Source organism: Comamonas sp. DB36 (assembly GCF_057914905.1).
Map to the genome: position 1 here is coordinate 3682903 of NZ_CP196631.1, position 25576 is coordinate 3708478.

At 62.1% G+C, this 25576-nt stretch carries 24 protein-coding genes and 1 tRNA gene; 14 read left to right on the forward strand and 11 right to left on the reverse strand.

The annotated features are described in order from the left end of the window. Positions 1 to 3 precede the first annotated feature (3 nt). The 5 genes from ACSVDO_RS17260 to ACSVDO_RS17280 all read right to left on the reverse strand — a co-directional run bounded on the left by ACSVDO_RS17260 (position 4) and on the right by ACSVDO_RS17280 (position 4521). On the reverse strand, positions 4 to 117 hold the full coding sequence (locus ACSVDO_RS17260; protein ID WP_332681178.1) for a cytochrome oxidase small assembly protein: 114 nt from the start codon (positions 115 to 117) through the stop codon (positions 4 to 6). Between the two features lie 171 nt (positions 118 to 288). Beyond that, positions 289 to 1932 carry a cytochrome c oxidase subunit I gene (gene ctaD / locus ACSVDO_RS17265; protein ID WP_489593628.1) on the reverse strand — a complete coding sequence of 548 codons (1644 nt, stop codon included), beginning with the start codon at positions 1930 to 1932 and terminating at the stop codon, positions 289 to 291. Between the two features lie 29 nt (positions 1933 to 1961). Further along, complete coding sequence (gene coxB / locus ACSVDO_RS17270; RefSeq protein ID WP_332683310.1) at positions 1962 to 3131, reverse strand: cytochrome c oxidase subunit II; 1170 nt, start codon at positions 3129 to 3131, stop codon at positions 1962 to 1964. Positions 3132 to 3272: 141 nt separating this feature from the next. Beyond that, positions 3273 to 3530: a hypothetical protein gene (locus ACSVDO_RS17275; protein ID WP_489593630.1), complete on the reverse strand. Its 258-nt coding sequence runs from the start codon at positions 3528 to 3530 to the stop codon at positions 3273 to 3275. A gap of 79 nt (positions 3531 to 3609) precedes the next feature. Next, positions 3610 to 4521, reverse strand: a complete 912-nt coding sequence (locus tag ACSVDO_RS17280) for a class I SAM-dependent methyltransferase (protein WP_332539403.1) — start codon at positions 4519 to 4521, stop codon at positions 3610 to 3612. Positions 4522 to 4644: 123 nt separating this feature from the next. Between ACSVDO_RS17280 and ACSVDO_RS17285 the strand changes: the two genes are divergently transcribed. Both ACSVDO_RS17285 and ACSVDO_RS17290 read left to right on the forward strand, forming a co-directional pair. Continuing rightward, complete coding sequence (locus ACSVDO_RS17285) at positions 4645 to 5385, forward strand: phosphoribosyltransferase family protein (RefSeq protein ID WP_489593633.1); 741 nt, start codon at positions 4645 to 4647, stop codon at positions 5383 to 5385. 4 nt (positions 5386 to 5389) lie between these two features. Then, the gene (locus tag ACSVDO_RS17290; RefSeq protein WP_332539407.1) at positions 5390 to 5866 is read left to right on the forward strand and encodes a tRNA (cytidine(34)-2'-O)-methyltransferase; all 477 of its coding nucleotides are present in this window, start codon (positions 5390 to 5392) and stop codon (positions 5864 to 5866) included. Between the two features lie 10 nt (positions 5867 to 5876). Here ACSVDO_RS17290 and ACSVDO_RS17295 read toward each other — a convergent pair whose 3' ends face one another. Next, positions 5877 to 6341: a MaoC family dehydratase gene (locus ACSVDO_RS17295; protein ID WP_332539408.1), complete on the reverse strand. Its 465-nt coding sequence runs from the start codon at positions 6339 to 6341 to the stop codon at positions 5877 to 5879. A 58-nt stretch (positions 6342 to 6399) separates the two neighbouring features. Next, the gene (locus tag ACSVDO_RS17300) at positions 6400 to 7041 is read right to left on the reverse strand and encodes a LysE family transporter (protein WP_332539409.1); all 642 of its coding nucleotides are present in this window, start codon (positions 7039 to 7041) and stop codon (positions 6400 to 6402) included. A gap of 98 nt (positions 7042 to 7139) precedes the next feature. Here ACSVDO_RS17300 and ACSVDO_RS17305 point away from each other — a divergent pair, with 98 nt between their 5' ends. Beyond that, the gene (locus ACSVDO_RS17305; RefSeq protein ID WP_332549422.1) at positions 7140 to 7574 is read left to right on the forward strand and encodes a DUF1841 family protein; all 435 of its coding nucleotides are present in this window, start codon (positions 7140 to 7142) and stop codon (positions 7572 to 7574) included. 77 nt (positions 7575 to 7651) lie between these two features. Here the strand turns inward: ACSVDO_RS17305 and ACSVDO_RS17310 are convergent, their stop codons facing one another. Beyond that, on the reverse strand, positions 7652 to 8305 hold the full coding sequence (locus tag ACSVDO_RS17310; protein WP_489593635.1) for a c-type cytochrome: 654 nt from the start codon (positions 8303 to 8305) through the stop codon (positions 7652 to 7654). Between the two features lie 106 nt (positions 8306 to 8411). On the opposite strand from ACSVDO_RS17310, the gene ACSVDO_RS17315 reads away from it, so the two are divergent. Genes ACSVDO_RS17315 through ACSVDO_RS17340 form a run of 6 tightly spaced genes read left to right on the forward strand, consistent with a single transcriptional unit; the run spans position 8412 to position 17273 of the window. After that, positions 8412 to 9254, forward strand: coding sequence for an AAA family ATPase (locus ACSVDO_RS17315; RefSeq protein WP_489593637.1), 843 nt, complete (start codon positions 8412 to 8414; stop codon positions 9252 to 9254). Positions 9255 to 9266: 12 nt separating this feature from the next. Further along, positions 9267 to 9497, forward strand: coding sequence for a hypothetical protein (locus tag ACSVDO_RS17320; RefSeq protein ID WP_332539416.1), 231 nt, complete (start codon positions 9267 to 9269; stop codon positions 9495 to 9497). Continuing rightward, the gene (locus tag ACSVDO_RS17325; protein WP_489593639.1) at positions 9494 to 10108 is read left to right on the forward strand and encodes a GNAT family N-acetyltransferase; all 615 of its coding nucleotides are present in this window, start codon (positions 9494 to 9496) and stop codon (positions 10106 to 10108) included. Before ACSVDO_RS17320 ends, ACSVDO_RS17325 begins: the two co-directional genes overlap by 4 nt. Positions 10109 to 10111: 3 nt before the next feature. Then, positions 10112 to 11299: a vWA domain-containing protein gene (locus tag ACSVDO_RS17330; protein WP_332539418.1), complete on the forward strand. Its 1188-nt coding sequence runs from the start codon at positions 10112 to 10114 to the stop codon at positions 11297 to 11299. A gap of 4 nt (positions 11300 to 11303) precedes the next feature. Beyond that, the gene (locus ACSVDO_RS17335) at positions 11304 to 13181 is read left to right on the forward strand and encodes an autotransporter assembly complex protein TamA (RefSeq protein ID WP_489593641.1); all 1878 of its coding nucleotides are present in this window, start codon (positions 11304 to 11306) and stop codon (positions 13179 to 13181) included. A 3-nt stretch (positions 13182 to 13184) separates the two neighbouring features. After that, positions 13185 to 17273 (forward strand): translocation/assembly module TamB domain-containing protein, encoded by a 4089-nt coding sequence (locus ACSVDO_RS17340; protein WP_489593643.1) that lies wholly within the window; start codon positions 13185 to 13187, stop codon positions 17271 to 17273. Between the two features lie 298 nt (positions 17274 to 17571). On the opposite strand, the gene ACSVDO_RS17345 is transcribed toward ACSVDO_RS17340, so the two are convergent. After that, positions 17572 to 17646: transfer RNA gene (locus ACSVDO_RS17345), tRNA-Arg, on the reverse strand. 60 nt (positions 17647 to 17706) lie between these two features. Between ACSVDO_RS17345 and ACSVDO_RS17350 the strand changes: the two genes are divergently transcribed. Both ACSVDO_RS17350 and ACSVDO_RS17355 read left to right on the forward strand, forming a co-directional pair. Further along, on the forward strand, positions 17707 to 18168 hold the full coding sequence (locus ACSVDO_RS17350; protein WP_489593645.1) for a hypothetical protein: 462 nt from the start codon (positions 17707 to 17709) through the stop codon (positions 18166 to 18168). 85 nt (positions 18169 to 18253) lie between these two features. Continuing rightward, positions 18254 to 19030, forward strand: coding sequence for a TdeIII family type II restriction endonuclease (locus tag ACSVDO_RS17355; RefSeq protein ID WP_489593647.1), 777 nt, complete (start codon positions 18254 to 18256; stop codon positions 19028 to 19030). Between the two features lie 29 nt (positions 19031 to 19059). Here the strand turns inward: ACSVDO_RS17355 and ACSVDO_RS17360 are convergent, their stop codons facing one another. After that, on the reverse strand, positions 19060 to 20511 hold the full coding sequence (locus ACSVDO_RS17360; RefSeq protein WP_489593649.1) for a DNA cytosine methyltransferase: 1452 nt from the start codon (positions 20509 to 20511) through the stop codon (positions 19060 to 19062). A 775-nt stretch (positions 20512 to 21286) separates the two neighbouring features. On the opposite strand from ACSVDO_RS17360, the gene ACSVDO_RS17365 reads away from it, so the two are divergent. Together ACSVDO_RS17365 and ACSVDO_RS17370 are read left to right on the forward strand one after the other, a co-directional pair. Beyond that, positions 21287 to 22374 (forward strand): IS3 family transposase gene (locus ACSVDO_RS17365; protein ID WP_489593651.1). Its coding sequence is split into 2 segments (ribosomal slippage): positions 21287 to 21539 and positions 21539 to 22374, totalling 1089 coding nucleotides; the frame shifts between segments, so codons are not numbered across the junction. Between the two features lie 297 nt (positions 22375 to 22671). After that, positions 22672 to 22995: a DUF805 domain-containing protein gene (locus ACSVDO_RS17370; protein WP_489593653.1), complete on the forward strand. Its 324-nt coding sequence runs from the start codon at positions 22672 to 22674 to the stop codon at positions 22993 to 22995. Positions 22996 to 23006: 11 nt separating this feature from the next. On the opposite strand, the gene ACSVDO_RS17375 is transcribed toward ACSVDO_RS17370, so the two are convergent. Further along, complete coding sequence (locus tag ACSVDO_RS17375; protein ID WP_489593655.1) at positions 23007 to 24563, reverse strand: EAL domain-containing protein; 1557 nt, start codon at positions 24561 to 24563, stop codon at positions 23007 to 23009. 239 nt (positions 24564 to 24802) lie between these two features. On the opposite strand from ACSVDO_RS17375, the gene ACSVDO_RS17380 reads away from it, so the two are divergent. Then, positions 24803 to 25549, forward strand: a complete 747-nt coding sequence (locus tag ACSVDO_RS17380; RefSeq protein WP_489593657.1) for a helix-turn-helix domain-containing protein — start codon at positions 24803 to 24805, stop codon at positions 25547 to 25549. Positions 25550 to 25576 lie beyond the last annotated feature (27 nt).

A 25576-nucleotide genomic window follows, 5' to 3' on the forward strand; every position in this document is an offset into this window, starting at 1 on the left:
CTTTTACTGCGCACCCAGCCACAGCATCTTGGCCACGAAGCCCGCCAGGAAGACGGCGGCGATCGAGGCCAGGATCAGTGCGAGGCGCAGATTGCTTTTACGTTGATCAGGTGACATTACCAATTTCCCCATTTATCCATGATGCTCTTGTTCCGCTCGCAGACCCTTGAATCGGCAAGGCCCAGCTCAGGGGCACCGAGCAAGGGCCGCCCCGCAGCGAGGGTGCCGTCCCCCTCCACCGAAGGATGAGAGGGGGAAGCGGCGCAGCCGCTCAGGGGGTGCTTCATTTCATCCAATCACGCGGGTTGCGGTCGCATCCAGCTTGGGCGGGTTCTCGAAGGTGTGGAACGGTGCGGGCGAAGGCACTTCCCACTCCAGGCCTTCGGCGCCTTCCCAGGGCCGCTGCGGCGCTTTCTCGCCCTTGCCGCGCATTGCGGGCAGCACCACGAAGAAAAAGAAATACACCTGGATCAGACCGAAGCCGAACGCACCGATGGAGGCCAGCATGTTGAAGTCGGCGAACTGCATCGGGTAGTCGGCGTAGCGGCGCGGCATGCCCGCCAGGCCCAGGAAGTGCATGGGGAAGAAGGTGATGTTGAAGAACACCAGCGAGCCCCAGAAATGGATGCGGCCGCGGGTTTCGGAATACATCACGCCGGTCCACTTGGGTGCCCAGTAGTAGTAGGCGGCAAACATCGAGAACAGCGAGCCCGCGACCAGCACGTAGTGGAAGTGGGCGACGACGTAATAGGTGTCCTGCAGCTGGATGTCGATGGGGGCCATCGCCAGGATCAGGCCGGTGAAGCCGCCCATGGTGAACACGAAGATGAAGCCCACAGCGAACAGCATGGGCGTCTCGAAGGTCATCGAGCCGCGCCACATGGTCGCGATCCAGTTGAACACCTTCACGGCCGTGGGCACGGAGATCAGCATGGTCGCGTACATGAAGAACAGCTGACCCGTGACCGGCATGCCCGTGGTGAACATGTGGTGCGCCCAGACGATGAACGACAGGATGGCAATCGATGCCGTCGCGTAGACCATGGACGCATAGCCGAACAGCCGCTTGCGCGCGAACGCGGGCACGATCTGGCTCACGATGCCGAAGGCCGGCAGGATCATGATGTAGACCTCGGGGTGGCCGAAGAACCAGAAGATGTGCTGGTACATCACCGGGTCGCCGCCGCCCGCGGGATTGAAGAAGCTGGTGCCGAAGTGGCGGTCGGTCAGCGTCATGGTGATCGCGCCGGCCAGCACGGGCATCACGGCAATCAGCAGATAGGCGGTGATCAGCCAGGTCCAGGCGAACATCGGCATCTTCATCAGCGTCATGCCCGGAGCGCGCATGTTGAGGATGGTGACGATGATGTTGATCGAGCCCATGATGGACGAGGCGCCGAGAACGTGCATCGCGAAGATGCTGGTGTCCATGGACGGGCCCATCTGCAGCGTCAGCGGCGCATAGAGCGTCCAGCCGGCCGCGGGTGCGCCGCCGGGCATGAAGAACGAGCCGATCAGCATCGCGCCCGCGGGCACCATCAGCCAGAAGCTGAAGTTGTTCATGCGCGCAAACGCCATGTCGGAGGCGCCGATCTGCAGCGGAATCATCCAGTTCGCGAAGCCGACGAAGGCCGGCATGATCGCGCCGAACACCATGATCAGGCCGTGCATGGTGGTCAGCTGGTTGAACAGCTCGGGGTTCACGAGCTGCAGGCCGGGCTGGAACAGCTCGGCGCGTATCAGCAGCGCGAGCACGCCGCCCACCATCAGCATGGTGAAGGCAAACAGCAGGTACAGCGTGCCTATGTCCTTGTGGTTGGTCGCGTACATCCAGCGGCGCCAGCCGGTAGGCGGCGCGTGGTGGTGATCGTGGTGCTCGTCGTGGCCCGCGTGGCCTGCTGCCGGACCGTGGTTGTCAATTACTGCGCTCATCTTCGATTCCTCGGTACGTTAGTGCCCGCTTACTTGCTGCGCTCAGCGACGATTTCGGACGGCTGCACCAGCTGGCCGGTCTTGTTGGACCAGGCGTTCTTGGTGTAGCTCGCGACGGCGGCGAGGTCGGTATCGCTGAGCTGCTTCCACGACGGCATCGCACCGTTGGCAGCGCCCTGGAGCAGGATGCGGATCTGCTGCGCATGGTCGGTGTTGAGCACCACGGCCGAGCCGTCAAGCGGCTTGATCGGGCCCGCGCCCTTGCCGTTGGCCTGGTGGCAGGCAGCGCAGTTGGCCGCATAGACCTTCTCGCCGCGTGCCAGCAAGGGAGCGAGTTCCCAGACCCGCGTCGGGTCGTCGAGCTTGGCGGCCGCGAGCTTGCGCTGGCCTTCGACCCATTGCGTGTATTCCGCCGAATTGACCACCTTCACGTGGATGGGCATGTAGGCATGCTCCTTGCCACACAGCTCGGCGCACTGGCCGTAGTAGTCGCCGACCTTCTCGGCGCGGAACCAGGTGTCGCGCACGAAGCCCGGAATCGCGTCCTGCTTGATGCCGAAGGCCGGCACCATGAACGAGTGGATCACGTCGTTGGCGGTGGTGATCACGCGCACTTTCTTGCCGACGGGAACGACCATGGGGTTGTCGACCTTGAACAGATAGTCGACCGGCGCGTTGCGCACATCGCCGCTGTCGGACATGGCGCGGTGGCTGCTGTCGAGCGTGGACACGAAGCCCAGGCCCTCGCCTTCGCCGTTGATGTAGTCGTAGCCCCACTTCCACTGGTAGCCCGTGACCTTGATGGTCAGGTCGGCATTGGTCGTGTCCTTCTGCGCCACCAGCACCTTGGTGGCCGGCAGGGCGATCACGATCACGATGAGGAACGGCACGATGGTCCAGATGACTTCGACGGTCACCGACTCGTGGAAATTCGCGGCCTTGGCGCCGCGCGACTTGCGGTGCTTCCAGATCGAATAGAACATCACGCCGAACACGCCGACGAAGATCGCCGTGCATATGCCCAGCATCATCCAGTGCAGGTATTGCTGCTCCTGGGCGATGCGCGTCACCGCGGGGTGCAGGTTGAGCTGATTGACGGCCGGGCCGCCCGGCAGGTCCTGCACGGCGTGGGCCGCCGCTCCCATCCCTGTGCCTGCCATGGCGACGAATGCTTTCAGCTTGGAGGAAATGCTTTTCATGGTTCTCACTTGCTTCTAAGGCTCAAGTTATGCAGGGCACCGCGTGGTTCGGCCCCCTGGACCGCAGCGTGCGCTGGCACACGGCAACGGCTGCGCCGCGCCTGGAAGACGCCCGCTGGAAAAAAGGAAGTCTGGTGCGTGTCAGTGCGCACCGAGAATTGCAGGCAATGCAGCGGCCGCGTTGTCGATGCGACAACCGCGGTGCAGCGTTTCAAACGATCTCCATTCCATGCGCGAGCCAGTCGCCCGTCTACCCGCTGGCCCGACCCCGTGGCAAAGCGAAACACCAATTTTTTCTCCCATCGTGGCAGCAACGCCGAGGGTTCCTTCCCTGCCTTGAAGTGAGGTGCGCAGGGAAAGCTCTTTCACGTGGTCAACGCGGGCGATCTGCCCGTCCATGTGACCCGCTCTTATGTGTCATTGCAAAAATTGTATGTCGGGAAGCTGCCAAAGCAATGACCAGAAAGTGCCATTCGGACTAGCGCAAACCCGGGTTGCGCCCGCCACGCAACATGGAACGCATGTCCTCGAGAGACACGGCGCTGCTTTCGCTGACCTTGAGCCGGGGTGTGGGCTTGTAGGCATGACCGTAGACAATTTCAAAGGTCAGCGCCAGCTGACCATCGTGCGCGGGCGAGGCCAGCCGCTGCAGCAGCGCGGCTTCAAGCTCGCTGCGCCAGCGACGTCCGCGCAGGCCCGCAAAACGCGCCGGGTGCAGGTTGCAGCCGAGCTCGCGCAGCTCCTGCAGCAGGCGCTGCGGCGTGGCAAAGGTCAGCGTGATGTGCTCCATGTCCATCACTGGTTCGGCAAAGCCGGCCTGCACCAGCATGTCGCCCCAGTCGTGCATGTCGGTGAACGCATGGCCGGGCACGGGCCAGCCCAGGTCGGCATAGACCGCGTGCAGTTCACGCAGCGTGTCGGGCCCCAGACAAGAGAACATCACATAGCCGTCGACCGCGAGCGCCTGGTGCCACTGGGCAATCAGCCCCTGCGGGTCGGCCGCGGTATGCAGCGCCATGTTGGCCCACAGCATGTCGACACTGCCGGGCGCGGGCGGGCCGAACTGCACGGCGCCGCCGAGCCAGCGCGCGGGCTGCCACCAGCGCTTGCCCAGTTGCTCCCGGGCCTGGTCCATGCGCCGCGGCGCGCCCTCGTGCACCTGCACGCCGGCCTGCGGGTAGCGCGCGGCCAGCAGGCCATGCGCCTGCAGGCCGCCGCGCACCGGCTCCCAATGACACCAGTTCTTGGGCGCCTGGACTATCCATTCGAGCCGCTCGTCCATGCGCCGCGCGATCTCCTCGTGCAGCCAGGGGGACAAAGGCGGCGCGGCCTGATGCCAGCGCGCGGCGGCCACGGGATCGATGGTGGGAGGAAGCAGATCGGAGGACATACAGAAAAGGAGAGCAGGCGACAGGAAAGTTTTTCAGGCAGCGCGCGCGCATGCCCCTGCCGCCATTGGGCCACAGCCCGAAAAAACACATAGCACGCACGGCGGCGGCGTATAGTTTTTGCCATGTTTTCACGCCCCGGTGCATGGCTGCTTCAGGGCCTGGCGCAGCTGCAGCAGGCCCTGCCCAGCCAATGCGCGATCTGCGCGCGCTGGCCCGGCAAGCGCATCTGCGGCGACTGCGCCGCGCGCTGGGCAGGCGTGCAGCCGCGCTGTCGGCATTGCGCCCTGCCCCTGGCGGGCGGCGCGACCGAATGCGGTGCCTGCCTGCGCGCGCCGCCGGCGTTCGACGCCGCCTGGGCGGCCGTGGACTATGGCTACCCCTGGTCGTCGCTGCTTGCCCAACTCAAGTTCCAGCAGGACCCGGGCGCGGCCCATGCGCTCGCGCAGCTGCTGGCCCAGGTTCCCGGCGTGGCGGCCGCGCTGGCCGCGGCGCGCTGGATCGTTCCCGTGCCGCTGTCTGCCCAACGCCTGCGCGAACGCGGCTTCAACCAGTCCGCGCTGCTGGCCCGGGTGCTCGCGCGCCAACCCCGGGCCGGAGATTGCGCCAACCTGCTGGTGCGCACCCGCCACACGGCGGCGCAAAGCGGATTGCAGCGTGAGCCGAGGCTGCGCAATCTGCGTGGCGCATTCGAAGTGCCGGCGCGCTGCGCCGCGTTGCTTGCAGGTCAGCGCGTGGTGCTGGTCGACGACATCATGACCACGGGAGCAACGCTGGAAGCCGCCGCTCAGGCTCTGCGGCGCGCGGGCGCAATCCACATTTGTGCCATGGTTGTCGCGCGTACCCAGCACCTGCCACGACAATAGGGGCATGTTTCATATTGTTCTGGTCGAGCCCGAAATCCCCCCCAACACGGGCAATGTCATCCGGCTCGCGGCCAACACCGGCTGCACGCTGCACCTGATAGAGCCTCTGGGCTTTTCGATGGAGGATCGCCTCATGCGCCGCGCGGGACTTGACTACCACGAGTACACCCAGGTCAAGAGGCATGCGGGCTGGACCGTTTTTCTGCGCGACGAACTGCCCGACCCGGACCGCATGTTCGCCATGACATCGCACGGCAGCAGCCCGCTGCACAGCGCGCAGTTCGAAGCCGGCGACTGGCTGATCTTCGGCTCGGAAACGCGCGGCCTGCCCGTGGCCCTGCGCGAGAGCTTTCCGCCCGGCCAGCGCCTGCGCCTGCCCATGCTGCCGGGCCAGCGCAGCCTCAACCTGTCGAACGCCGTGGCCGTCAGCGTCTTTGAAGCCTGGCGCCAGCTCGATTTTCCCGGCGCAAAGCTCGACTAGACGCAAGGCGTCAGGCGGGCGCGCCGTAGCTCTGAATCAGTGATTCCGCGACGCAGACGGGGCGCTCGCCGCCTTCGCGCTCTATGGTCACCGCCCAGGTCATCTGCAGGCCGTCGGGCGCTATGCGCTCGGCCTGCTGCAGCGTCATGCGCGCGCGCAGCCGGCTGCCCACGGGCACGGGCGCGGGAAAGCGCACGCGGTTGAGGCCATAGTTCACGCCCATGCGTGCGCCGTCGAACGCAAACGCGCTTTCAAAGAAGCGCGGCAGCAGCGACAACGTCAGAAAGCCGTGCGCGATAGGCGCGCCGAACGGCCCGGCCGCCGCGCGCTCTGGATCGACATGTATCCATTGCTGGTCGCCCGTGGCGTCGGCAAACAGCTGGATCTGCTGCTGGGTGACCGTGATCCAGTCGGTCACGGCGACTTCCTGGCCAAGGCAGGACAGCACTTCGGAATAGGAGGTAAAGGTGCGCATGCGAGCCACTGTAGTGGGCGCGCGGCCCGGCCGTTGTCTGCCAGGCGACAAGCCCGGCTCAGCCCGCGGCCGGCACGCTGCGCTGGACGAAGAACAGCGCCATGCCCACGCCCATCAGCAGCCCGCCGAACACCCGGTTCTGGATGCGCAGCGCGCGCGGGCTGCGCATCAGCCGGCGCAAGGCGCTCGCTCCCGCCGCATAGCCGTGCATCACCGTCGCGTCGATCGCCAGCATGGTCACGGCCAGAATCAGCAGCTGCGACCACAGCGGCCGGCTGGGCGTCATGAACTGCGGCAGCACGGCGACCATGAAAATGATGCCCTTGGGGTTGGTGGCATTGGTCAGGAAGCCGGTCAGCAGACGGTTGCGCAGGCTCAGCGCGACCGCGGGCGCGCTGTCTTCGGTCAGCGGCCCGGTGCTCGAGCGCCACTGGGAAAAGCCGAGATAGATCAGGTAGAGCGCACCGACCACCTTGACGATGTTGAACGCCCAGGCCGAGGCCGCGAGCAGCGAGCCCACGCCCACTCCGGCAATCACCAGCACCAGCATCAGCCCCAGCTGAAGCCCCCAGATGGTGGCGCTGGCCTGGCGCAGGCCGTAGCGCAGGCCATGGCTCATGGACAGCACCGCGCCCGAGCCCGGAGACACCGCGATGATCCACGCGGCAAGGAAAAAGGCCAACCAGGTCTGCAGGTCCATGAATCGGGAGCTCGGTGCGAAAAACCGTCGATTCTAGGCCTGGGGCTCAAACCCGCGCCCGCAGGGGGCTAGCACCCCGTGATACGCTGCGCGCCATCATGTTCAACCCTTCCCAAGCCGATGTCCGGCGCTTTTTCTGCGGGGTGCGCGCCAAGATGCTTGCCGAGGCGCCGATGGAAGCCATCGAAACCCTCGCCAGCCTCTGGATTGCCGAGCACCCCGAGTATTTTGCCGACCTTGCCGACGCCGATGCAGCCGTGGCGCGCAACTACGAAGACCCGCCGGGCCAGACCAATCCCTTCCTGCACCTGTCCATGCATTTGTCGATCAGCGAGCAGTGCAGCATCGACCAGCCGCGCGGCATACGCCAGGCCGTCGAGCTGCTCACGCGCCGGCTCGATTCATTGCATGACGCGCATCACGCGGCGATGGAGTGTCTGGGCCAGATGCTCTGGGAAAGCCAGCGCGCCGGGCGCCCGCCGGACGGGGACGGGTATATCGCCTGCGTGCAGCGCAGGGCGACAAAGGACTGAAGTCGGAATTCGCAGGCAGGGGTTCGCCCTTGGGCTCAGGGCGAACGCGGCGCGCTCGCGACAAGCCCTGCAAGCCTTCAGCGGAACTTGGACTGCGGCACGGTCTTCAGGTCGCCGTCCAGGCCCCCGATATAGCCCGCGAGCTGCTTGAGCTCCTGGTTGGTGAACTGCTGGGCAATGCCGGCCATGACGCCGTTGGTGCGGCCGACCTGGGGGTTCTTGTCGATCTTGTACGACTTGAGCGCGACATACAGGTAGTCGGCATGCTGGCCGGCGATCTTGGGGTAGCTGGGATCGATGGGCTTGGCGAAGTTGTCGCCATGGCACGAGATGCAGGCGCCGCGCTTGAGCAGCTCGGCCACCTGCACGCTGGGTTCATGCACCGGCTTGGCCGCGCCCGCGGGAGCCTGCTTTTCGTAGAACGCCGAGACATCGGCGATGTCCTGGTCGGTCAGCGAATTGGCTATGCTGCGCATGGTCGGGTGCTTGCGCTCGCCCTTCTGGTAGGCGACCAGCGCGGCGGCAATATAGCCCGCGCCCTGGCCCGAGATCATGGGCACCTTGTGCACTTCGGGAAAGCTGGCCTGGTACCCTTGAATGCCGTGGCAGCCTATGCACATGGCCACCTTGGAAGCTCCGGCTTTGGCATCTCCCCGTACCTCCTGGGCCTGGGCCACGCCGGTCACGCAGGCGACAGTCAAGGCAAATATCGTGGTCAAAGTCTGATTCATTTTGCGAGCACAATCCTTTGGAAGTTCTGCTTTGCCTCGTGGAGCGAAATGATTATAGGCAGCAACCGTCAAACTACCCCATCAATACTTACGCTGATATACCGCCATGAAATTTCAAGGTTCACAAAATTACGTAGCGACACAGGATCTGATGCTGGCGGTGAACGCAGCCGCTACCTTGCAACGGCCGTTGCTGGTCAAGGGCGAGCCCGGCACGGGCAAGACCATGCTTGCCGAGGAAGTGGCGCAGGCGCTTGACCTGCCGCTGTTGCAGTGGCACATCAAGTCGACGACCAAGGCCCAGCAGGGCCTGTATGAATACGATGCCGTGAGCCGTCTGCGCGACAGCCAGCTGGGCGATGAACGCGTCAAGGACATTCACAACTACATCATTAAGGGCGTGCTGTGGCAGGCATTTACCGCCGATCGCCCCGTGGCATTACTGATTGACGAAATCGATAAAGCGGATATTGAATTTCCCAACGATTTGCTGCGCGAAATCGACCGCATGGAGTTCTACTGCTACGAGACCCGGGAAATGGTCCGCGCCAAGCACCGCCCGCTGGTTTTCATCACCTCGAACAACGAGAAGGAACTGCCCGACGCCTTCCTGCGCCGCTGCTTCTTCCACTACATCAAGTTCCCCGACGCCGACACCATGCGCCAGATCGTCGCCGTGCACTTCCCCAAGCTGCAGGCCGAGCTGCTGTCGGCCGCGATGAAGACCTTCTACGACGTGCGCAACCTGCCCGGCCTGAAGAAAAAGCCTTCGACCAGCGAGCTCATCGACTGGCTCAAGCTGCTGGTGGCCGAAGATATCCCCCTGGAGGCGTTGCAAAGCGCCGACAACAAGGTGAGCGTGCCGCCGCTGGTGGGCGCGCTGCTGAAGAACGAACAGGACGTGAGCCTGTTTGAAAAGCTGGTCGCGATGAACCAGCGCAACCGCTGAGGAAAGACCTGCATGACAAATGTTCGACAACTGCTGGTCGAGGGCCTGTCCGATGCGCTGGGCTTCGTGGTCGGCGCGCTGCTGGGCTACGGCCTGGGCCGGCTGCTGGGCCTGGACCTGTTTGCCTCCGGCTACGGCCCCTCGACGCTGGCTGCCATCGTGCTGATCGGCCTGTTCGGCGGCGGCGGCCTGCAGGCCGCGCGCATCTGGCGCACCGAACGCAACAAGCCTGAATCCAAATGAACCCGCCCTTCGCCTCCCCTGTCGTGCTGCAAGGCCATGGCCTGCGGCTGGAACCCCTGACCATGGAGCACGAGCCCGGCCTGCGGGCCGCCGCCGCGGACGGCGAACTGTGGAACCTGCGCGTGACCTCGGTGCCGCGGCCCGAAGACACAGCGGCCTACATCCAGCTGGCGCTCGACATGCAGACGCGCGGCGAGCGCCTGCCCTGGGCGGTGCTCGACGCCAACACCGGCCGGGTGCTTGGCTGCACCAGCTACCACGACCTGATTCCCGCCGTGCGCCGCGTCGAGATCGGCTGGACCTGGTATGCGCGCAGCGTGCAGCGCAGCCATGTGAACACCGCCGCCAAGCTGCTGCTGATGACCCATGCGTTCGAGACGCTGAATTGCACGGTGGTCGGCTGGCGCACCGACATCCTGAACCTCGCGAGCCAGCGCGCGATCGAGCGCCTGGGTGCGCGCAAGGACGGCGTGCTGCGCTCGCATGCGCTGCGCCGCGACGGCAGCATTCGCGACACCGTCATGTACAGCCTGCTGGCCAGCGAATGGCCCGAGGTGCGCGCCCGTCTGAGTGCGCGCCTGCAGGCGCCGCCCCTGCCTGCCGGAGACTGATCCATGCTGATTGACTTCTTCTACACGCTGCGCGCGGCCAAGCTGCCGGTCTCCGTCAAGGAATACCTGAGCCTGCTCGAAGCGCTCGAGGCCGGCGTGGTCGGCCCCAAGAGCGCCGACGGCTGGAGCCTGGACGACTTCTACCACCTGAGCCGCACGGTGCTGGTCAAGGACGAGAAGCACTACGACAAGTTCGACCGCGCGTTTGCCGCCTATTTCAAGGGCGTGGAAATGGTCGCCGACCTGACGCGCGAAGTCCCCCAGGAATGGCTGCGCAAGCTGCTCGAGCGCGAACTCAGTGCCGAGGACAGGGCCGCGATCGAAGCCATGGGCTGGGACGAGCTGATGGAGACGCTCAAAAAGCGCCTCGAAGAGCAAAAGGAACGCCACGAAGGCGGCAGCAAATGGATAGGCACGGGCGGCACCAGTCCGTTCGGCCATGGCGGCTACAACCCCGCAGGCGTGCGCATAGGCGGGCCGGGCCGAAACAAGAGCGCGGTCAAGGTCTGGGAGCAGCGCGCCTACCGCGACTACGACGACCAGCAGGAGCTGGGCACGCGCAACATCAAGGTCGCGCTGCGCCGGCTGCGCAAGTTCGCGCGCCAGGGCAATGAGCTCGAGCTCGACCTGCCCGACACCATACGCAGCACGGCAGCGAACGCGGGCTACCTCGACATCAAGATGGTTCCCGAGCGGCACAACAACGTCAAGGTGCTGCTGCTGATGGACGTGGGCGGCACCATGGACGAGCACATCAAGCGCGTCGAGGAGCTGTTCTCGGCGGTCAAGAGCGAGTTCAAGCACCTCGAGTTCTACTACTTCCACAACTGCGTCTACGACTACATGTGGAAGAACAACCGCCGCCGCTTCGCCGAGAAGTTCGACACCTGGGACATCATCCGCAAGTACAACAAGGACTACAAGCTGATCTTCGTCGGCGATGCGACCATGAGCCCGTACGAGATCCTGCAGCCCGGCGGCAGCGTCGAATACCAGAACGAGGAAGCCGGTGCCGAGTGGCTGCAGCGCCTCACGCATGCGTTTCCGCGCTTCGCCTGGATCAACCCCGAACCCCAGGGCGTGTGGCAATACCGCCAGAGCATCAGCATCATTCAGCAGCTCATGAGTGACCGGATGTACCCTTTGTCACTGAAAGGCCTGGAGGACACCATCCGCCTGCTGTCAAAATAGGCCCATGCCCCAGCCCCTCTTCACACGGACGCCGGCGATTCGCCCGGCGTTTTTTTTGACCACGGTGCTGCTGCTTTCCGGTTGCAGCCTGTTGCCGTCGAAGGAAAAATCGCACGATGCCCAGGCCGTCGCCAGCATCTCCGACAACCCGAGCTTCACGCTGAAAGTCGAGGCGCCCGATGAGGTGCGCACGCTGCTTGAAAAGCACATGGAGCTGCAGCGCTTTCGCCAGCAGCCCGACCTGCAGCGGCGCGAACTGTCGCGCCTGCTGGGCGCGGCTGACCGCAACATCCGCAATCTGATAGGCACGCTGGGCTACTTCAGTCCGACGATAGTGCTGGAGATCCAGGACGCACCCGAAGAAAGCGACGAGCGCTTCATCGTCATCGTGCGCGTGGACCCCGGACCGCCGGCGCACATTTCCGCGGCCCAGGTCGGCTTCACCGGCCCCACGGCCGAAGACCCCGCGGGCGCGGCACAGCGCGCGCGCATCCAGTCCACCTGGCCGCTCAAGCCCGGCCAGCGCTTCACCCAGTCGGCCTGGGGCAGCGCCAAGAGCCAGGGCCTGCGCAGCCTGCAGCAGCGCCGCTATCCCACGGCGGCCATCGCCAACAGCCAGGCGGTGATCGATGCCGACACCCAGGAAGCCCAGCTCGACGTGACCTATGCGCCCGGGCCGGCCTATACGTTCGGCGCCTTGCGCATCGACGGCGGCGAACGCTACAACACCGTGGGCACGAGCCGCATCGCGCGCCTGCCCGAAGGCCAGGAGTATTCGCAGCAGACGCTGCTCGATGCGCAGCAGCGGCTCGCGAGCAGCGGCTACTACGACTCGGTCTTTCTGACCCTGGACACCAGCGCTGCCCAGGCCGACAGCACCGAGGTCAACGCTCCCGTGATCGCCCAGGTGCGCGAAGCCAAGCTGCAGAAATGGGTGCTGGGCGTGGGCGTGAGCACCGACACCGGCCCGCGCCTGAGCGTGGACCATATCCACAACCGCCTGCCCGGCATAGGCTGGCGCGCGGTCACCAAGCTCAACATCAACAAGAAGAATCCGCTGCTGTCGTCCAACTGGACCGACCTGCCCGACGAGACCGGCTGGGCCTGGTTCGGCGGCGCCAAGGCCGAGCGCGAACAGTCTGGTGACTTCGACGCCACCAGCCTGCAGCTGCGTGCCGGGCGCAGCCGCAGCGAAGACCATATCGATCGCAACTATTACCTGCAGTACGACGCCGCGCGGCTGCAGGGCGGCGAAGACCTGCCGTCAAGCTCGTCGATCACCGCCAACTACGGCTGGACCGGCCGTTACTTCGACAACCCTACTTCGCCCACCTCGGGCTATGGCTTTGCCTGGGAAGTCGGCGCGGGCACCACATTAACTCCGGCGCGCGAGCCTTTCGGCCGGGTATCGGCGCGCTGGCTCACGCTGATAGAAATGGGCCAGCGCGACGACATCACGCGCCGGCGCAGCCGGCTGGCGCTGCGCGCCGCGGGCGGCGCGGTGATCGCTCGCGAAGACGTGAGCATTCCCGTGACGCAACTGTTCCTCACGGGCGGCGACACCACGGTGCGCGGCTACAGCTACCAGTCGATCGGTGCACGCACCGACAACGGACTGGTCACGGGCGGCCGCTACATGGCTTCGGGCAGCGTCGAATGGCAGCGCCCGATCACCGTGCGCGGCAACACCACCGACTGGGAAAACACGCTGTTTCTCGACGCCGGTACGGTCACCGACAACACCGAGGCGCTGACCGTGCGCGCCGGCGTGGGCACGGGCATACGCTGGCGCAGCCCCGTGGGTCCGGTCCAGGCCGATCTCGCCTATGGCATCCAATCCAAAAGTCTGAGGCTGCACCTGCGCCTGGGCTTCACTTTCTGACCCATGGCCGAGCCGACTGTCCCCCCTTCCCCTTCCCCCCAAACGACGCCGGCGGCGGCGGCACCTGCACGGCGCAGCCGCTGGCGGCGTGTCTGGCGCGCGCTGGCGGTGCTGTTCGTCTCGCTGCTGCTGGTGCTGATCGCGGCGCTGGGCAGCGCCTGGTGGTGGGCCGGCCAGGCCGATTCGCTGGCCTCGCTGATCACGCGCGTCGCGCGCTGGCTGCCTGAAGGCCAGTCGCTGGAGGCGCGCGACGTGTCGGGCACGCTGCGCCAGGGCGGGCACATCGGCTGGCTGCGCTGGCGCGGCCCGACGCTGAGCGTGGAAGTCGAGAAGACCGACATCGGCTGGGAACTGCAGCCGCTGCTGCAGCGCGAAGTCCAGGTGGGCAAGCTGCATGCGCAGCGGCTGGAAATCACCAGCACGCCGCCCGCCGAGGCCAGCCCGACCGAGCCGCTGCAGCAGCTGCGCCTGCCGGTGCGCATACGGCTGCCGTTCGAGATCGACCAGCTGATCTGGAACGGCCCGCCGCGTGCCGAGATCGCGCAGCTCAAGGGCAACTACCACTACGACGGCCAGCACCACCGGCTCGACGTGGCGCGCGTGGACTGGGCCGACGGCAGCTACCGCGCGCAAGTACAGCTGCAGGGCGACGCGCCCATGCAGCTGCAGGCCACGCTGTCGGGCCGGCTGCAAGCACCGCTGCCCGATCAGGAGCGCAGCCAGACCGTCGAAGCCGAAGTCAAGATCACCGGCACGCTGGCCACCGAAGCCGCAAGGCTGGAAATCACCGCCGACGCCAAGGCCCCCAGCGACAGCGCAGCGCTTGCGCCCAGCGCGCATGTGACGGCCGTCGTGCGCCCCTGGCTGGCCCAGCCGCTGGAACAGGCCCAGGCCACGTTCGAGCAGCTTGATGTGGCGAGCTTCTGGCCCGCGGGCCCGCGCACGCTGATCGCGGGCAGCCTGCAGGCCGGCCCCGAAGCCGACGGCAGCTGGGCGCTGCAGACCCAGCTGAACAATGCCAAGCCCGGCCCCTGGGACAAGCAGCAGCTGCCGCTGGACCGCCTCCAGGCTCAGGTGCGCTACGCCGAAGGCGTATGGGAAGTGCGCGAATCGCGCGCCGATATCGGCCAGGGCAACATTGCGCTGCAAGGCCGCTACACGGTGGCCAACAAGACGGTGGACGGCCGTGCGGACGTCACACGGCTCAATCCCGCCAACATCTACAGCACGCTGGAAGCCGCGCCGCTGCAAGGCAAGGTCGAAGCCACGACGCGTGAAGACCAGAGCGTGACCTTCACCGCCGCGCTGCAGGCCGAGGCCAGCCGCGCGCGCCGCGGCGCGGGCAAGCGCGCGCCGCTGGCGCTCGAAAGACTCGATGTCCAGGGAGAATGGCAGGCCCCGTGGCTGCGCCTGAGCGACTTGCGTGTCGATGCCCTGCAGGCGCGCGTGCGCAGCAGCCGCGTTGAAGTCGAGACCCGGACCATGCAGGTCACGGCCCGTGCCCAGGCCGAAGTGCCGGGCGGCAAGCTCGACATCGATGGCCAGCTGGGCCGCGAAGCCGGCAAGGGCCGGGCGGATCTGGCCATCGCGTCGGCGCCAGCGCTGCTGCAATGGGTGCGCGGCCTGCCCGGCGTGAGCGATCCCCTGGCCGGCGCCAACCTCGAAGGCCAGGGCCAGCTCGCGCTGCAATGGCAGGGCGGCTGGGGCAAACTGCTGCAGCGCCTGCAGGCACCCGCAGGCCAGTTGCCGACCACACCCACGGGCTTGCAATTGCAGGCCGATCTCGACGTTCCCAGCCTGCGCTATCTGGCGGCGGGCGCCGAGCCGCTGGCCGTGCAAGGACTCAAGCTCAGCCTCAAGGGCACGCCCGAGCAGGCGCAGCTCGACCTGCAGGGCAAGGCCCAGATGGGCGAACGCAAGCTGCAGCTGAACACCGCGCTCAGCGCCGGGCTGTCGAGCCTGCGCAGCGGCGCCGCCAGCGACTGGCAGGCGCGCATAGAGCGGCTGCAGGCCAGCGCCGAACTCGGCAAGGAGTTCCCCGGAACCTGGGCCGCGCAGCTGCAATCGCCGCTGACAGTGCGCCAGAGCAGCCCCGGACAGACCGTACGCGCCACCCAGTTCGACGCCAGCGCCAGCGCGCTGATCGTGACGCCACCGTCGCTGCTCGAAGGCCAGTCGCGCATCGAATGGCAGGACATCACCGCGCGCTCCCAACCCAAAGGCAGCTGGGCCATCAAGACCCAGGGCCGCTTGCTGAACCTCCCCATGGCCTGGATCGATGCGCTGGGCGTTCAAGGCAAGGAAGGCCCGCTCACGCGCGCCGGCATCAGCGGCGACCTGAAGCTCAATGGCGACTGGAACATAGACACCACGGGCCCGCAACTGCAGGCCAGCGCCACGCTCGAGCGCGCCGAAGGCGACATCCGCATTGCGGTCGATGAAGGCAATACCGCGACCATCGTGCGCAGCAGCGGGCCTTCGGCCAGCAGCAACAGCGGCGAGACCAAATCCACGGCACGCGCCGTGACCGTGCAGGGCGCGCGCATGCGCGCCCGCATCCAGCAGGCCAGGCTCAACGTCAAGGCGCAAGGCGATGACGTCGTCGCGCAGCTCGACTGGGCCAGCGAGCGTGCAGGCAACGTCAAGGCCCAGCTGGGCACGCGCCTGGCGCGCAGCGCCGACGGCTGGGCCTGGCCCGAAGACGCACCGCTCTCGGGCAAGGTCTCGGCGCAGCTGCCCGATGTCGGCATCTGGTCGCTGTTCGCGCCGCCGGGCTGGCGCGCCTCGGGCACCTTCAGCGCCGACGCCACGCTGTCGGGCAGCCGACTCGATCCGCGCTGGCAGGGCACGCTGCAGGCCAGCCGCCTGGGCATCGCTTCGCTGCTCGACGGCGTGGACCTGAAGAACGGCAGCCTCAAGGGCAGCTTTGCCGGCAACCAGCTCAACATCACCGAGCTGCGCTTCGAAGGCGGCCAAGGCAGCAGCGCGCGCATCCTGGGCTACAGCGGCAACCTCACGGCCGCTCCGGTCAGCGGCGGCGAGCTGGTCGGCCAGGGCAGCATTCGCTGGGACAAGCTAGGCGAAAGCGAAGGCTCGGGCCTGCGCATGCAGTTCAATGCCGAAGCACGCAAGCTGCAGGTGCTGGTGCGCGCCGACCGCCAGCTGAGCGTCTCGGGCAACCTCCAGGCCCAGCTCGACCAGGGCCTGTGGACGCTGCGCGGCAAGCTCACCGCCGACCGCGCGGCCATCCTGCTGCCCGAAGATTCGGCGCCTTCGCTCGACTCCGATGTGGTCGTGCGCTCCGCGGCTTCGCGCCAGGCGCAGCAGGAAGCCCAGGCGCGCCAGGCAAGCCAGACCAGCGCCAAGGCGCAGACCGCCAAGCCGCCCGATATCGCCGTGAGCCTGGACCTGGGCAATGACTTCGCGCTGCAGGGCTTCGGCATCACCACGCGCCTGGTCGGCCAACTCGAAGTGCTGGGCCCGGTGCAAGCCGGGGGGCCGCCGCGCATCACCGGCGAAGTGCGCACCGAGCAGGGCCGCTACCGCGCCTGGGGCCAGTCGCTGGATGTAGAAACCGGCATCGTGCGCTTCAACGGCAGCTACGACAACCCCTCGCTCGACATCCTGGCGATACGCCCGAACATCTCGGTGCGCGCCGGCGTGCAGGTCACGGGCTCGGCCAGCGATCCACGCGTGCGCCTTTACTCCGACCCGGAAATGCCCGATGCCGAAAAGCTCTCCTGGGTGGTGATGGGCCGCGACCCCTCCGAAGGCGGCGCCGAGGCCGCGCTGCTGCAGCAGGCCGCGCTGGCGCTGCTCAGCCGCGGCGGCACGGGCGAGAACTTCGCGGGCCGCGTGGGCCTGGACGAAATCGGCTTCAAGGGTCCGGGCAGCAGCGACTCGTCGGATGGCGCGGCGCTGACGCTGGGCAAGCGGCTGTCGAAGAACCTCTACATCACCTACGAGCAAAGCCTGTCGGGCGCGATGGGCACGCTCTACGTGTTCTACGACCTCTCGCGCCGCCTCACGCTGCGCGGCCAGACCGGAGAAAAAAGCGCGGTCGACCTGATCTACACGGTGCGCAAGGACTGAACCCTCGCCCCGATACCGGCCTGTCCGGTTTCGGGGCTTCGCACACGCTTACAATAACGCCGCGTCTCCTCATAGTTCAATGGATAGAACGAGTGCCTCCTAAGCGATTCCAGAGGGTGGCATATATATGCTAAGTTGTTGATTTTTATGAAGACTAGGGCCCTACTAATCCCTCGAAACCCACCTTGATCCAAAGCAGTCTTGGAACAAATTTGGCACTGGAACGAGGCAAAACAGTAGACCAGAAACGACAACAGGTAGCACATGGCTACCTGTTTTTGTATGTACAGTCAATCGGTGGTGTCCCCACCAGGAATCGAACCTGGATCTGATTCTTAGGAGGAACCTGTTCTATCCATTGAACTACAGGGACACACGATCAGCCTCACACTTTAACATGAGCGGATGACCTTAGACAAGAAGTGAGATAGAGATGGTAGATCAGCAACTTATTGATTATTTAAGGATAAAGACCAAAGGCAAGTTGTTGATGTCTCCTGAACAACTGTCTGAAGAGATTGGCATTCCGACCAAGCAGCAATCCAAGCTCAGGAAGGAAGGCAGGTTTCCGATCCTCTTCAAGAACATTGGACGGCTGGTCTACTACTCTGTCTATGACGTGGCTAACTTCCTCTTGAATGGTGAAACCTCACCTTCAAAAGAAGTGCCAGAAAAAGCACCAGCAGCAGCCACACCCCTACCCAAGAAGACGCCAGCCAAGACCACTGCACCAGTGCAGGACTTGTCTCATATCTTCATGCTCAGGGCCTTTGCCCAGTCTTTGGAAGAACGGGCTACAGCTATGCTCAACTTGGCAGAGAACTTGAAGGACTATGCCAACAAGAAAGAAATGATGGAGAGCTTTGCAGAGAATTTTCCACCAAAAGGACATTAAGCAGTTAAATTCATGTGGATTTTACTGATATAAGACGATAATCATCGCCTTTTTTACTGTACATTCTTGACACATCTTGGTACACTTGGGCCCCTTTGCACCAAAGGAAACCATGCGGAGAGATTGTGAAGAATTCATTGCTAACGAATTCCGTTCTTGTGTTCAAAACACAATTACACGATTAGCTGCGGAAGACACCTATCGCCCTTTTCATAGTGCCCTACTTTCAGAGCAAGCTTTGTTCTGGAGTAGATTTGAGCGATCTTTTAGCACTTCATTCGGGCAACGAGTTATTGAAAAAATTTCTCAAGCTGCCGCGATAGCTGGTGGAGCCGAAGAAGCTATAAATCAAAGGGCTACTATAGTCAGTCTTTCAGCTTCCCAACTAAATGCTATTGAAGACCATGTTTCTGGCTTGCGCACAGGAACAAGGCTAGCCAATTGGCATTCAGATATAGCAGGGCTTTCATCCGTCATTCCTCAAGTAGAACAATATCAAATCAGAGTTATATCTGACTTGTATTGGAGAAAGAACGGCATCAACAACTACATGAGCATCAAAACGGTCAAACCAAACATTGATCAAACAGCCGAAGCTAAACGTGACTTATTGAAGCTCAAGCTTGCTGACCCAACAGCCAATGTCTATTATGGGCTTTATTACAACCCGTATGGCGAGAGCAAGCTTGATTATGCATGGAGCCCACCAAAGAACATCTTCAATTTCAACACTGATCCATGCATCCTGATCGGCAGAGAATATTGGGATACTTTGGGTGGAGCCGGATTTTACGAAGAAGTTCTTGCAATAGCTGCCAGAGTTGGAGAAGACACAAGATTGTCTTTACAAAATTTGCGATAAAAAACGGCCCCATTGGGGCCGTTTTTTATTTATGCCACATCAAACAATTCCATATTATTAGACTTTTTAGTTTTTTGTTTTGATTCCTTTTCCGCGACATCAATCGCTGAATGTTTGGCAAGCCAAGTCTTGTGATCCGTTTCCTTATACCTTGAGTAAGAAAATCCCTCATAGACTTTAGTTTGCCTTCCATTCATATGATTAATAATCAATTTACCAATGGCTTCACCCAAACCAGCAGGAACGGCATTGCCGACCTGTTTATATTGATCAACCAAAGAACCACAAATAACCCAATCATCAGGAAATTGCTGAACCCTTTTGTATTCCTGAATGCTTAATGGACGGTTTTCTACTGGATGTGCCAAATCAGTTGCTGGCATTGCAGGGTGGGTGACTAGTGTTGGAGAGGGTTTATCCCAAGCCAGCCTTCTAAAGAAACCGGTCTTCCCGCCACCAGCATAGAAAGATTTCCCCAAGGCTTCTTTTTGAAGTTCAAGAGGAAGATGTTTCCAGTATTCACCAGATCCAAGCAATTTGTAATAACGAAGCCTACCTTCTGGAAAGGTCAAATGCTCGTGCTTGATGCTTTCAAGACCTTCAACCGCACTCCTAAAAGTGTTCCACTGTGGAAGATTGAATTCTGACTTATCGCTATGAGTTGGCTCCAAATAGGGAAGCTCTTCACCACCACGATGACAAATTAAAACCACTCGTTCCCTAACTTGTGGTGATCCATAGTTGGCAGAGTTGTAGAGATTGAAAGAGACACCATAGCCAGCTTTCTTCAATCGCTCAACAATCAGCAACAAGGCCCCGCCAGCCTGCTCTTCTTCATTTAATGGATTTTCCTCACCTCTTTCAGCATGAGGGCGATGGGACAATGGAGCAGACAGCAGTCCACGCACATTCTCAAGAACAGCATATTTTGGCTTGAGTTGTTCAATCAACTCAAGATAACGAATAAGAGCACCACCACGTTGATCACTGAAGCCACGGCGAGATCCAGCAGTGCTGAATGCTTGGCAAGGTGGGCCACCAACAATCAAATCAATGTCTTCATTGAGGGACAAGCCAGCCGACTCCCTAATTTGTTCGGCAGAATAATTCCAAACATCGCCAAGAAGGGCAATGTCAGGATTATTTGCAGCAATAGTTTTCCTGCAAGCTTTATCAAACTCACAAGCAAGCATTACTTCAATACCTGCTTTTCTAAGTCCCAAATCAAGACCCATCGCACCAGAAAAGAAGCTCAAAGCAACAATATCAGGCTTGTGCTCGGCAGTTCTTTTTTTATCCGGTGGATTTACATGATTCTGAGGAATGGCTAGGAATTTTTCCAAATTTTCACGATCAACAAGCCATTGCTTTCCAAGCTGCTGCCCAGCAATCTTGCCTTGCTTTAACAGTGTGCGCACTCGCTGCTCAGTCAGTTGCATCAGTTCAGCAGCTTCTTTGGTGGAGATGACGTCTGGAACCATGTTGTTTCGCTATCGAAAATTTTTATAGTCCAATTATAACACAAACAGCAGCACTAGCAATACCCAAAAAGAAAAAGCCAATCAGTGATTGATTGGCTTTTTCTTTTAACCAGACTATTGACAATAAAATATTATTCAATACATCATAATTAACATTTTCTCAGACTGTGCGATTTAATAATATGACTTTTTGACAGATTGTCAATACAAAATACAAAACAAATTGCTCAACAGAGAACTGTTGGGCATTTTTTATACCCAAGAAAGATAGATTGAATTATTATATGTCATTGGGCAGCTAGAGCAATCTTGCGATTTAAAAGACCCTTTACTCAGCATCGGTCAATCTATGAAGAAGACAGAATATTTAAAGTGCTTGTTCTTGGTTGTATAGCGACGAATGAAACAGCAAAACTTGAGTGATACAGGCATCATTAACAACCAGGAAGAATCCTGTGTTCCACACAACAAGCAATTTGAAAATTCTGGAAGTATTCAGTCAGTCATTTGTGTGACGAAAAGAGCATGGCTCATTAGAGATAGCAGTTTGGCAAAAATTACAGCGATACGGCATAGGATAAGCCCGAACGGCAGCAGGTGAGAAGCTACCAGCCCCGCCAAATGAACGAGCCCAATAACACAAAATGCCACTATGCAGCTAGTGGAGCTTCTTTCAAGCTACTGAAGGCAGGTTATTCATACCGATCTACCACGGTAATCCCCCCGCAAATCCAGTGCGCTGAGAAGTAGAGAGTCTCACAGAAGAATCTCTACCATGAAGAAATCGCGTTTCACCGACAGCCAGATCATCGACGTACTCAAGCGGGCAGAGGCCGGATTGACCGTCCCCGAGCTGTGCCGTGAACTGGGAATCAGTTCGGCGACTTTTTACAAGTGGCGAGCCGAGTTCGGTGGCATGGACGCCTCGCTCATGGCGCGCATGAAGGAGCTGGAGGAGGAGAACCGGCGATTGCGCAAGATGTATGTCGAGGAAAAGCTCAAGGCCGAGGTTGTCTCTGAGGCTCTCGCAAAAAAGTGGTGAAGCCATCTCGCCGATGCGAGATGGCTCAACATGCAGTGCAGCAACATGGACTATCGATCCGGGCTGCTTGCCAGGCGTTTCAGATCAGCCAGGCCTGCTACCGCTACGAGGCCCGGCGTGGCATCGAGGACGACGAGATCGCCCACTGGCTGCTGCGCCTGACCGACAACAACCGCAACTGGGGCTTCGGGCTGTGTTTACTGCATTTGCGCAATGTGCGCCGTTTCCCCTGGAACCACAAACGCGTGTACCGGATCAACCGGGAGTTGGAGCTGAACCTGCGCATCAAGCCGCGCAAGAGACTGGTGCGCGAGAAGCCAGAGCCGCTCACGGTGCCCGAGCACTGCAACGAGGTCTGGTCGATGGACTTCATGCATGACCAACTGGAAGACGGGCGCAGCATCCGGCTGCTCAACGTGATCGACGACTTCAACCGTGAGGCCCTGGGCATCGAGGTGGACTTCTCGCTGCCGTCGCATCGCGTGATCCGCACGCTGGCGCAGATCATGGCCTGGCGCGGCAAGCCGCGAGTGATCCGCTGCGACAACGGGCCCAAGTACATCAGCGCCACGCTGCTGAACTGGGCAAGCACGCGTGGCATCCACATTGAGCACATCCAGCCCGGCAAGCCCGAACAGAATGCCTACGTGGAGCGCTTCAACAGGACAGTCCGCTACGAGTGGCTGTCGCAGTACCATCGATCCGACCTTGACGAGGTCAGGGAGTTTGCCACGCAATGGATGTGGCGCTACAACCATGAACGCCCGAACATGGCCTTGGGCGGGATCACCCCGAAACAACGGCTGGCCATGGCCGCATAGTTCTACTTCTCGGAACGGTGGAATTCGGGGGGGGGGGGGGTGATTACCATGCTGATAAAGGGATTTTTAAACTTGTTGATGTCCCCTCCTAAGCGCTAGATGCAGGTTCGATTCCTGCTGAGGATCATATTCAAGGCTGCAATGTCATACCGACATGCGGCCTTTTTTCTTGGGTCCCTGCCCCATGGAACATGTGCTTGGTGGTTGCGAGACGACCGCCTAACTTCTTGACACAAAGTTACGTTACGATGATTTTCCAGACAGTCGCCTTTCGGCTGTCAACCATGGGAGGAAAACATGACGTTCCAGGAATCCATTCGGGTTTGCTTTTCCAAATATGCGGATTTCAGCGGGCGCGCGACCCGCTCCGAATACTGGTGGTTTGTTCTGTTCATCATCCTTGCCAGCCTGGGCATTTCGATGATCAGCGACGTTCTGGGCGGCATCTTTGGCCTGGCGACCCTGCTGCCGTCGATCGCTGCCGCGACGCGCAGATTGCATGACACCAACCGCAGCGGCTGGTGGCAGCTGATCTGCCTGGTGCCGCTCATCGGATGGATTGTGCTGATCGTGTTTCTCGCCCAGGACAGCACAAGCGAAAGCGCCTACGCCCAGGCCTGAGGGTCACCAGCTCAGACCATGGTCAAATCGGCCGCCGTTGCCGGCCGTCCATACAACCAGCCCTGACCTCTTGCCTGCGGGTGCAGCGTTTTCAGCAACTGCTCCTGCGCTTCGGTTTCTATGCCTTCGACGATCAGTTGCACCTTGAGTGCGCTGGCAATCGACATGATTCCCGGAATGACTTCGCTCGCCAGCGATTCCGTGCCAATCGCATTCGTGAAGGCGCGGTCCATCTTGATCGCGTCCAATGGCAGCGCGGCGAGATACGCGAAGTTCGAATAGCCCGTGCCGAAGTCGTCGATCATCACCATATGGCCGGCATCGCGCAGCGCCTGGAATGCATGGCCCAGGTCCACATAGTCCGCCGTGGAGCGCTCGGTGACTTCGAGCGCGACCCGGCTCGCGGGAATGCGGTGTTCACGGCACAGTTCTCCCAGATAGTCGCGGAAATGCCGATTGGTGATTTCCTCCGAAGCCACGTTCACGCTGACGTAGAAAGACTGCTCTGAACGCAGCCGGTCGCCGAGATCACGGAAGGTGCTTCTGAGCACCGAACGGGTCAGCGCATCGAGCCAGCCCATTTGTTCCGCCAACGCAATGAACTGGTCCGGCGGAATGTTCTTGCCGTCCGCATCCGACCAGCGTGCAAGCGCCTCGACGCCGACCAGGCGCCGGTCTTCGAGCATGCGTATGGGCTGGTACATCACGCGGATCGCTTCCCTGTCGATCGCTCTCTTGAACTGGACCGCCATGGCGCTGCGTTGCGCGAAATATCCGCTGACCGTGAGCCCAATGCCCGCTCCCGCGAAAATGCCCAGGGACCCCAGCGCCGCGAGCAATCCCCACGACTGCGCCCACAGCGGCGAGCGCGGGCTCGATTGCACCACGCAGATGGAGCGGCTCGCATGGCACAGCGCAATCGCGTATTTGTGCAGTGCGTCCAATGACTTCTCACGAAACGCCTTGAGCAGGCGCTCGCCGTCGCCGAAGCTGCGGAACACATAGGCGCCATCACGCGAAAGAACCAGCGTCTTGATCGCCGGATCGGCAAAACCCACGCCGTCGAACGCTCCGGGCGCGGTCACCACGGCCATTGCGCCATGGGCGGTCATGTCCGACTGCACCTCGCCTATCGGCGTGGAGATGATGTCGCGCCAGAAACGAAAAGGTGCAATCGCATGATGCGGTGCGGGCAGCGCAAACGGCGTGGACAGACTTCCCCATGCGGCACTGCACGCAATGGCACCTTTTTCCAGGCGGGCGACATCGCGCACGAAGCGCGAATGGAAGCTCAGCAGCCGCAGCTGATCGAGGTCCGCGGCGCTGCAGGGAACGGTATCGAGGCTGCGCGCTTTCTGCAGGATGAGATCGGTCTGGTCGGCAATGTCGACGGCGCGCACCAGGATGCGCGTCGCGTGTTCATGGAGCGTGGCGATGTTTGCGCGGTCTATGAGCTTTTGCGCGGCCACCAGCGTGGTGGCCAGCGTCACGGCCATGGAGGCGATGAGAATGACCTGGGTGTGGCGTCCCGAAGAACCGAGAACTTTTCCAAAAACGGATAGCGGCATGGGAAATTTCTGGACCGGCGCGATTTCTCCACTTGCGTCGTGGAACTGCTGAACTCGCCGGCAGCTGAAACAAAGTCGGCTCGAAAGAGCGCTGAGCGTACGCCACAGATGATCTCAGGCATTGCGGCCGGTGCCAAGCAGATGCCGCGGAGATTTCTACAGACATTCCCTGCGCGTGCCGGACCAGAGCCCGGCCCGCGCACCCTGATAAAGTGATAGGCCATTCCAAGCGCAACACCATGGCCTTGCCCCCGCCCCTCCAAGTCGATCTGCGCAGCTACGCGGCGCACAGTGACGAGCACAGCCACAGCTTTTCGCAGCTGGTGCTGCCGCTCGCCGGAACGCTGCAGATGCGCATAGGCGCGCATGACGGCTGCGTGCAGCAGGGCCGCGCGGCGTTCGTGCCCAGCGGCACGCTGCACTCCCAGGCCGGCCGCGGCGCAAACCGGTCACTGGTGCTGGACCTGGGCGATGCCGACGTCACGGGAGAGTTCGTCGAACACATGGCTGCGCGCCCGTTCGCCCCCGTGTCGCCGGCCGCATACCGCCTCATCAGCTACATGGGCCTGGCGCTGCAGCAAGGCAGCGCGCGGGGCGAGATCGTCGCACATTGGGTGCCGTTGATGCTGGACGCGCTGAGTGCCCGGACCGCGCGCCCCGTATCGCGGCTGAGCGCGCTGCTGGCCATGGTCGAGACCCGGCCGGGACAACCCTGGACGACCGAATCCATGGCGCGCGAGGCCTGCCTCAGCGTGAGCCGGCTGCATGCGCTGTTTCGCAGCGAACTCGACACGACGCCGGCCGCCTGGCTCACGCAGGTGCGACTGGAACGCGTGCAGGAATGGCTGGCGCAGACCAATCAACCGATTGCGCAGATCGCCCTTGCAGCAGGCTATTCGGACCAGAACGCGCTGACGCGGGCGATGCGCAAGGCCAGGGGCATCACGCCGGCCGCATGGCGCCGCCAGGCAAAAGCCCGGGCCTAGTTTTCAGGAGTCCGGGCCCAGACCCGG

What these genes read in the sequence shown, in the direction of transcription:
- ACSVDO_RS17260 (WP_332681178.1), bottom strand. Translation starts at nt 117, where the DNA reads ATGTCACCTGATCAACGTAAAAGCAATCTGCGCCTCGCACTGATCCTG.
- ctaD (WP_489593628.1), bottom strand. Translation starts at nt 1,932, where the DNA reads ATGAGCGCAGTAATTGACAACCACGGTCCGGCAGCAGGCCACGCGGGC.
- coxB (WP_332683310.1), bottom strand. Translation starts at nt 3,131, where the DNA reads ATGAAAAGCATTTCCTCCAAGCTGAAAGCATTCGTCGCCATGGCAGGC.
- ACSVDO_RS17275 (WP_489593630.1), bottom strand. Translation starts at nt 3,530, where the DNA reads ATGGACGGGCAGATCGCCCGCGTTGACCACGTGAAAGAGCTTTCCCTG.
- ACSVDO_RS17280 (WP_332539403.1), bottom strand. Translation starts at nt 4,521, where the DNA reads ATGTCCTCCGATCTGCTTCCTCCCACCATCGATCCCGTGGCCGCCGCG.
- ACSVDO_RS17285 (WP_489593633.1), top strand. Translation starts at nt 4,645, where the DNA reads ATGTTTTCACGCCCCGGTGCATGGCTGCTTCAGGGCCTGGCGCAGCTG.
- ACSVDO_RS17290 (WP_332539407.1), top strand. Translation starts at nt 5,390, where the DNA reads ATGTTTCATATTGTTCTGGTCGAGCCCGAAATCCCCCCCAACACGGGC.
- ACSVDO_RS17295 (WP_332539408.1), bottom strand. Translation starts at nt 6,341, where the DNA reads ATGCGCACCTTTACCTCCTATTCCGAAGTGCTGTCCTGCCTTGGCCAG.
- ACSVDO_RS17300 (WP_332539409.1), bottom strand. Translation starts at nt 7,041, where the DNA reads ATGGACCTGCAGACCTGGTTGGCCTTTTTCCTTGCCGCGTGGATCATC.
- ACSVDO_RS17305 (WP_332549422.1), top strand. Translation starts at nt 7,140, where the DNA reads ATGTTCAACCCTTCCCAAGCCGATGTCCGGCGCTTTTTCTGCGGGGTG.
- ACSVDO_RS17310 (WP_489593635.1), bottom strand. Translation starts at nt 8,305, where the DNA reads ATGAATCAGACTTTGACCACGATATTTGCCTTGACTGTCGCCTGCGTG.
- ACSVDO_RS17315 (WP_489593637.1), top strand. Translation starts at nt 8,412, where the DNA reads ATGAAATTTCAAGGTTCACAAAATTACGTAGCGACACAGGATCTGATG.
- ACSVDO_RS17320 (WP_332539416.1), top strand. Translation starts at nt 9,267, where the DNA reads ATGACAAATGTTCGACAACTGCTGGTCGAGGGCCTGTCCGATGCGCTG.
- ACSVDO_RS17325 (WP_489593639.1), top strand. Translation starts at nt 9,494, where the DNA reads ATGAACCCGCCCTTCGCCTCCCCTGTCGTGCTGCAAGGCCATGGCCTG.
- ACSVDO_RS17330 (WP_332539418.1), top strand. Translation starts at nt 10,112, where the DNA reads ATGCTGATTGACTTCTTCTACACGCTGCGCGCGGCCAAGCTGCCGGTC.
- ACSVDO_RS17335 (WP_489593641.1), top strand. Translation starts at nt 11,304, where the DNA reads ATGCCCCAGCCCCTCTTCACACGGACGCCGGCGATTCGCCCGGCGTTT.
- ACSVDO_RS17340 (WP_489593643.1), top strand. Translation starts at nt 13,185, where the DNA reads ATGGCCGAGCCGACTGTCCCCCCTTCCCCTTCCCCCCAAACGACGCCG.
- ACSVDO_RS17350 (WP_489593645.1), top strand. Translation starts at nt 17,707, where the DNA reads ATGGTAGATCAGCAACTTATTGATTATTTAAGGATAAAGACCAAAGGC.
- ACSVDO_RS17360 (WP_489593649.1), bottom strand. Translation starts at nt 20,511, where the DNA reads ATGGTTCCAGACGTCATCTCCACCAAAGAAGCTGCTGAACTGATGCAA.
- ACSVDO_RS17370 (WP_489593653.1), top strand. Translation starts at nt 22,672, where the DNA reads ATGACGTTCCAGGAATCCATTCGGGTTTGCTTTTCCAAATATGCGGAT.
- ACSVDO_RS17375 (WP_489593655.1), bottom strand. Translation starts at nt 24,563, where the DNA reads ATGCCGCTATCCGTTTTTGGAAAAGTTCTCGGTTCTTCGGGACGCCAC.
- ACSVDO_RS17380 (WP_489593657.1), top strand. Translation starts at nt 24,803, where the DNA reads ATGGCCTTGCCCCCGCCCCTCCAAGTCGATCTGCGCAGCTACGCGGCG.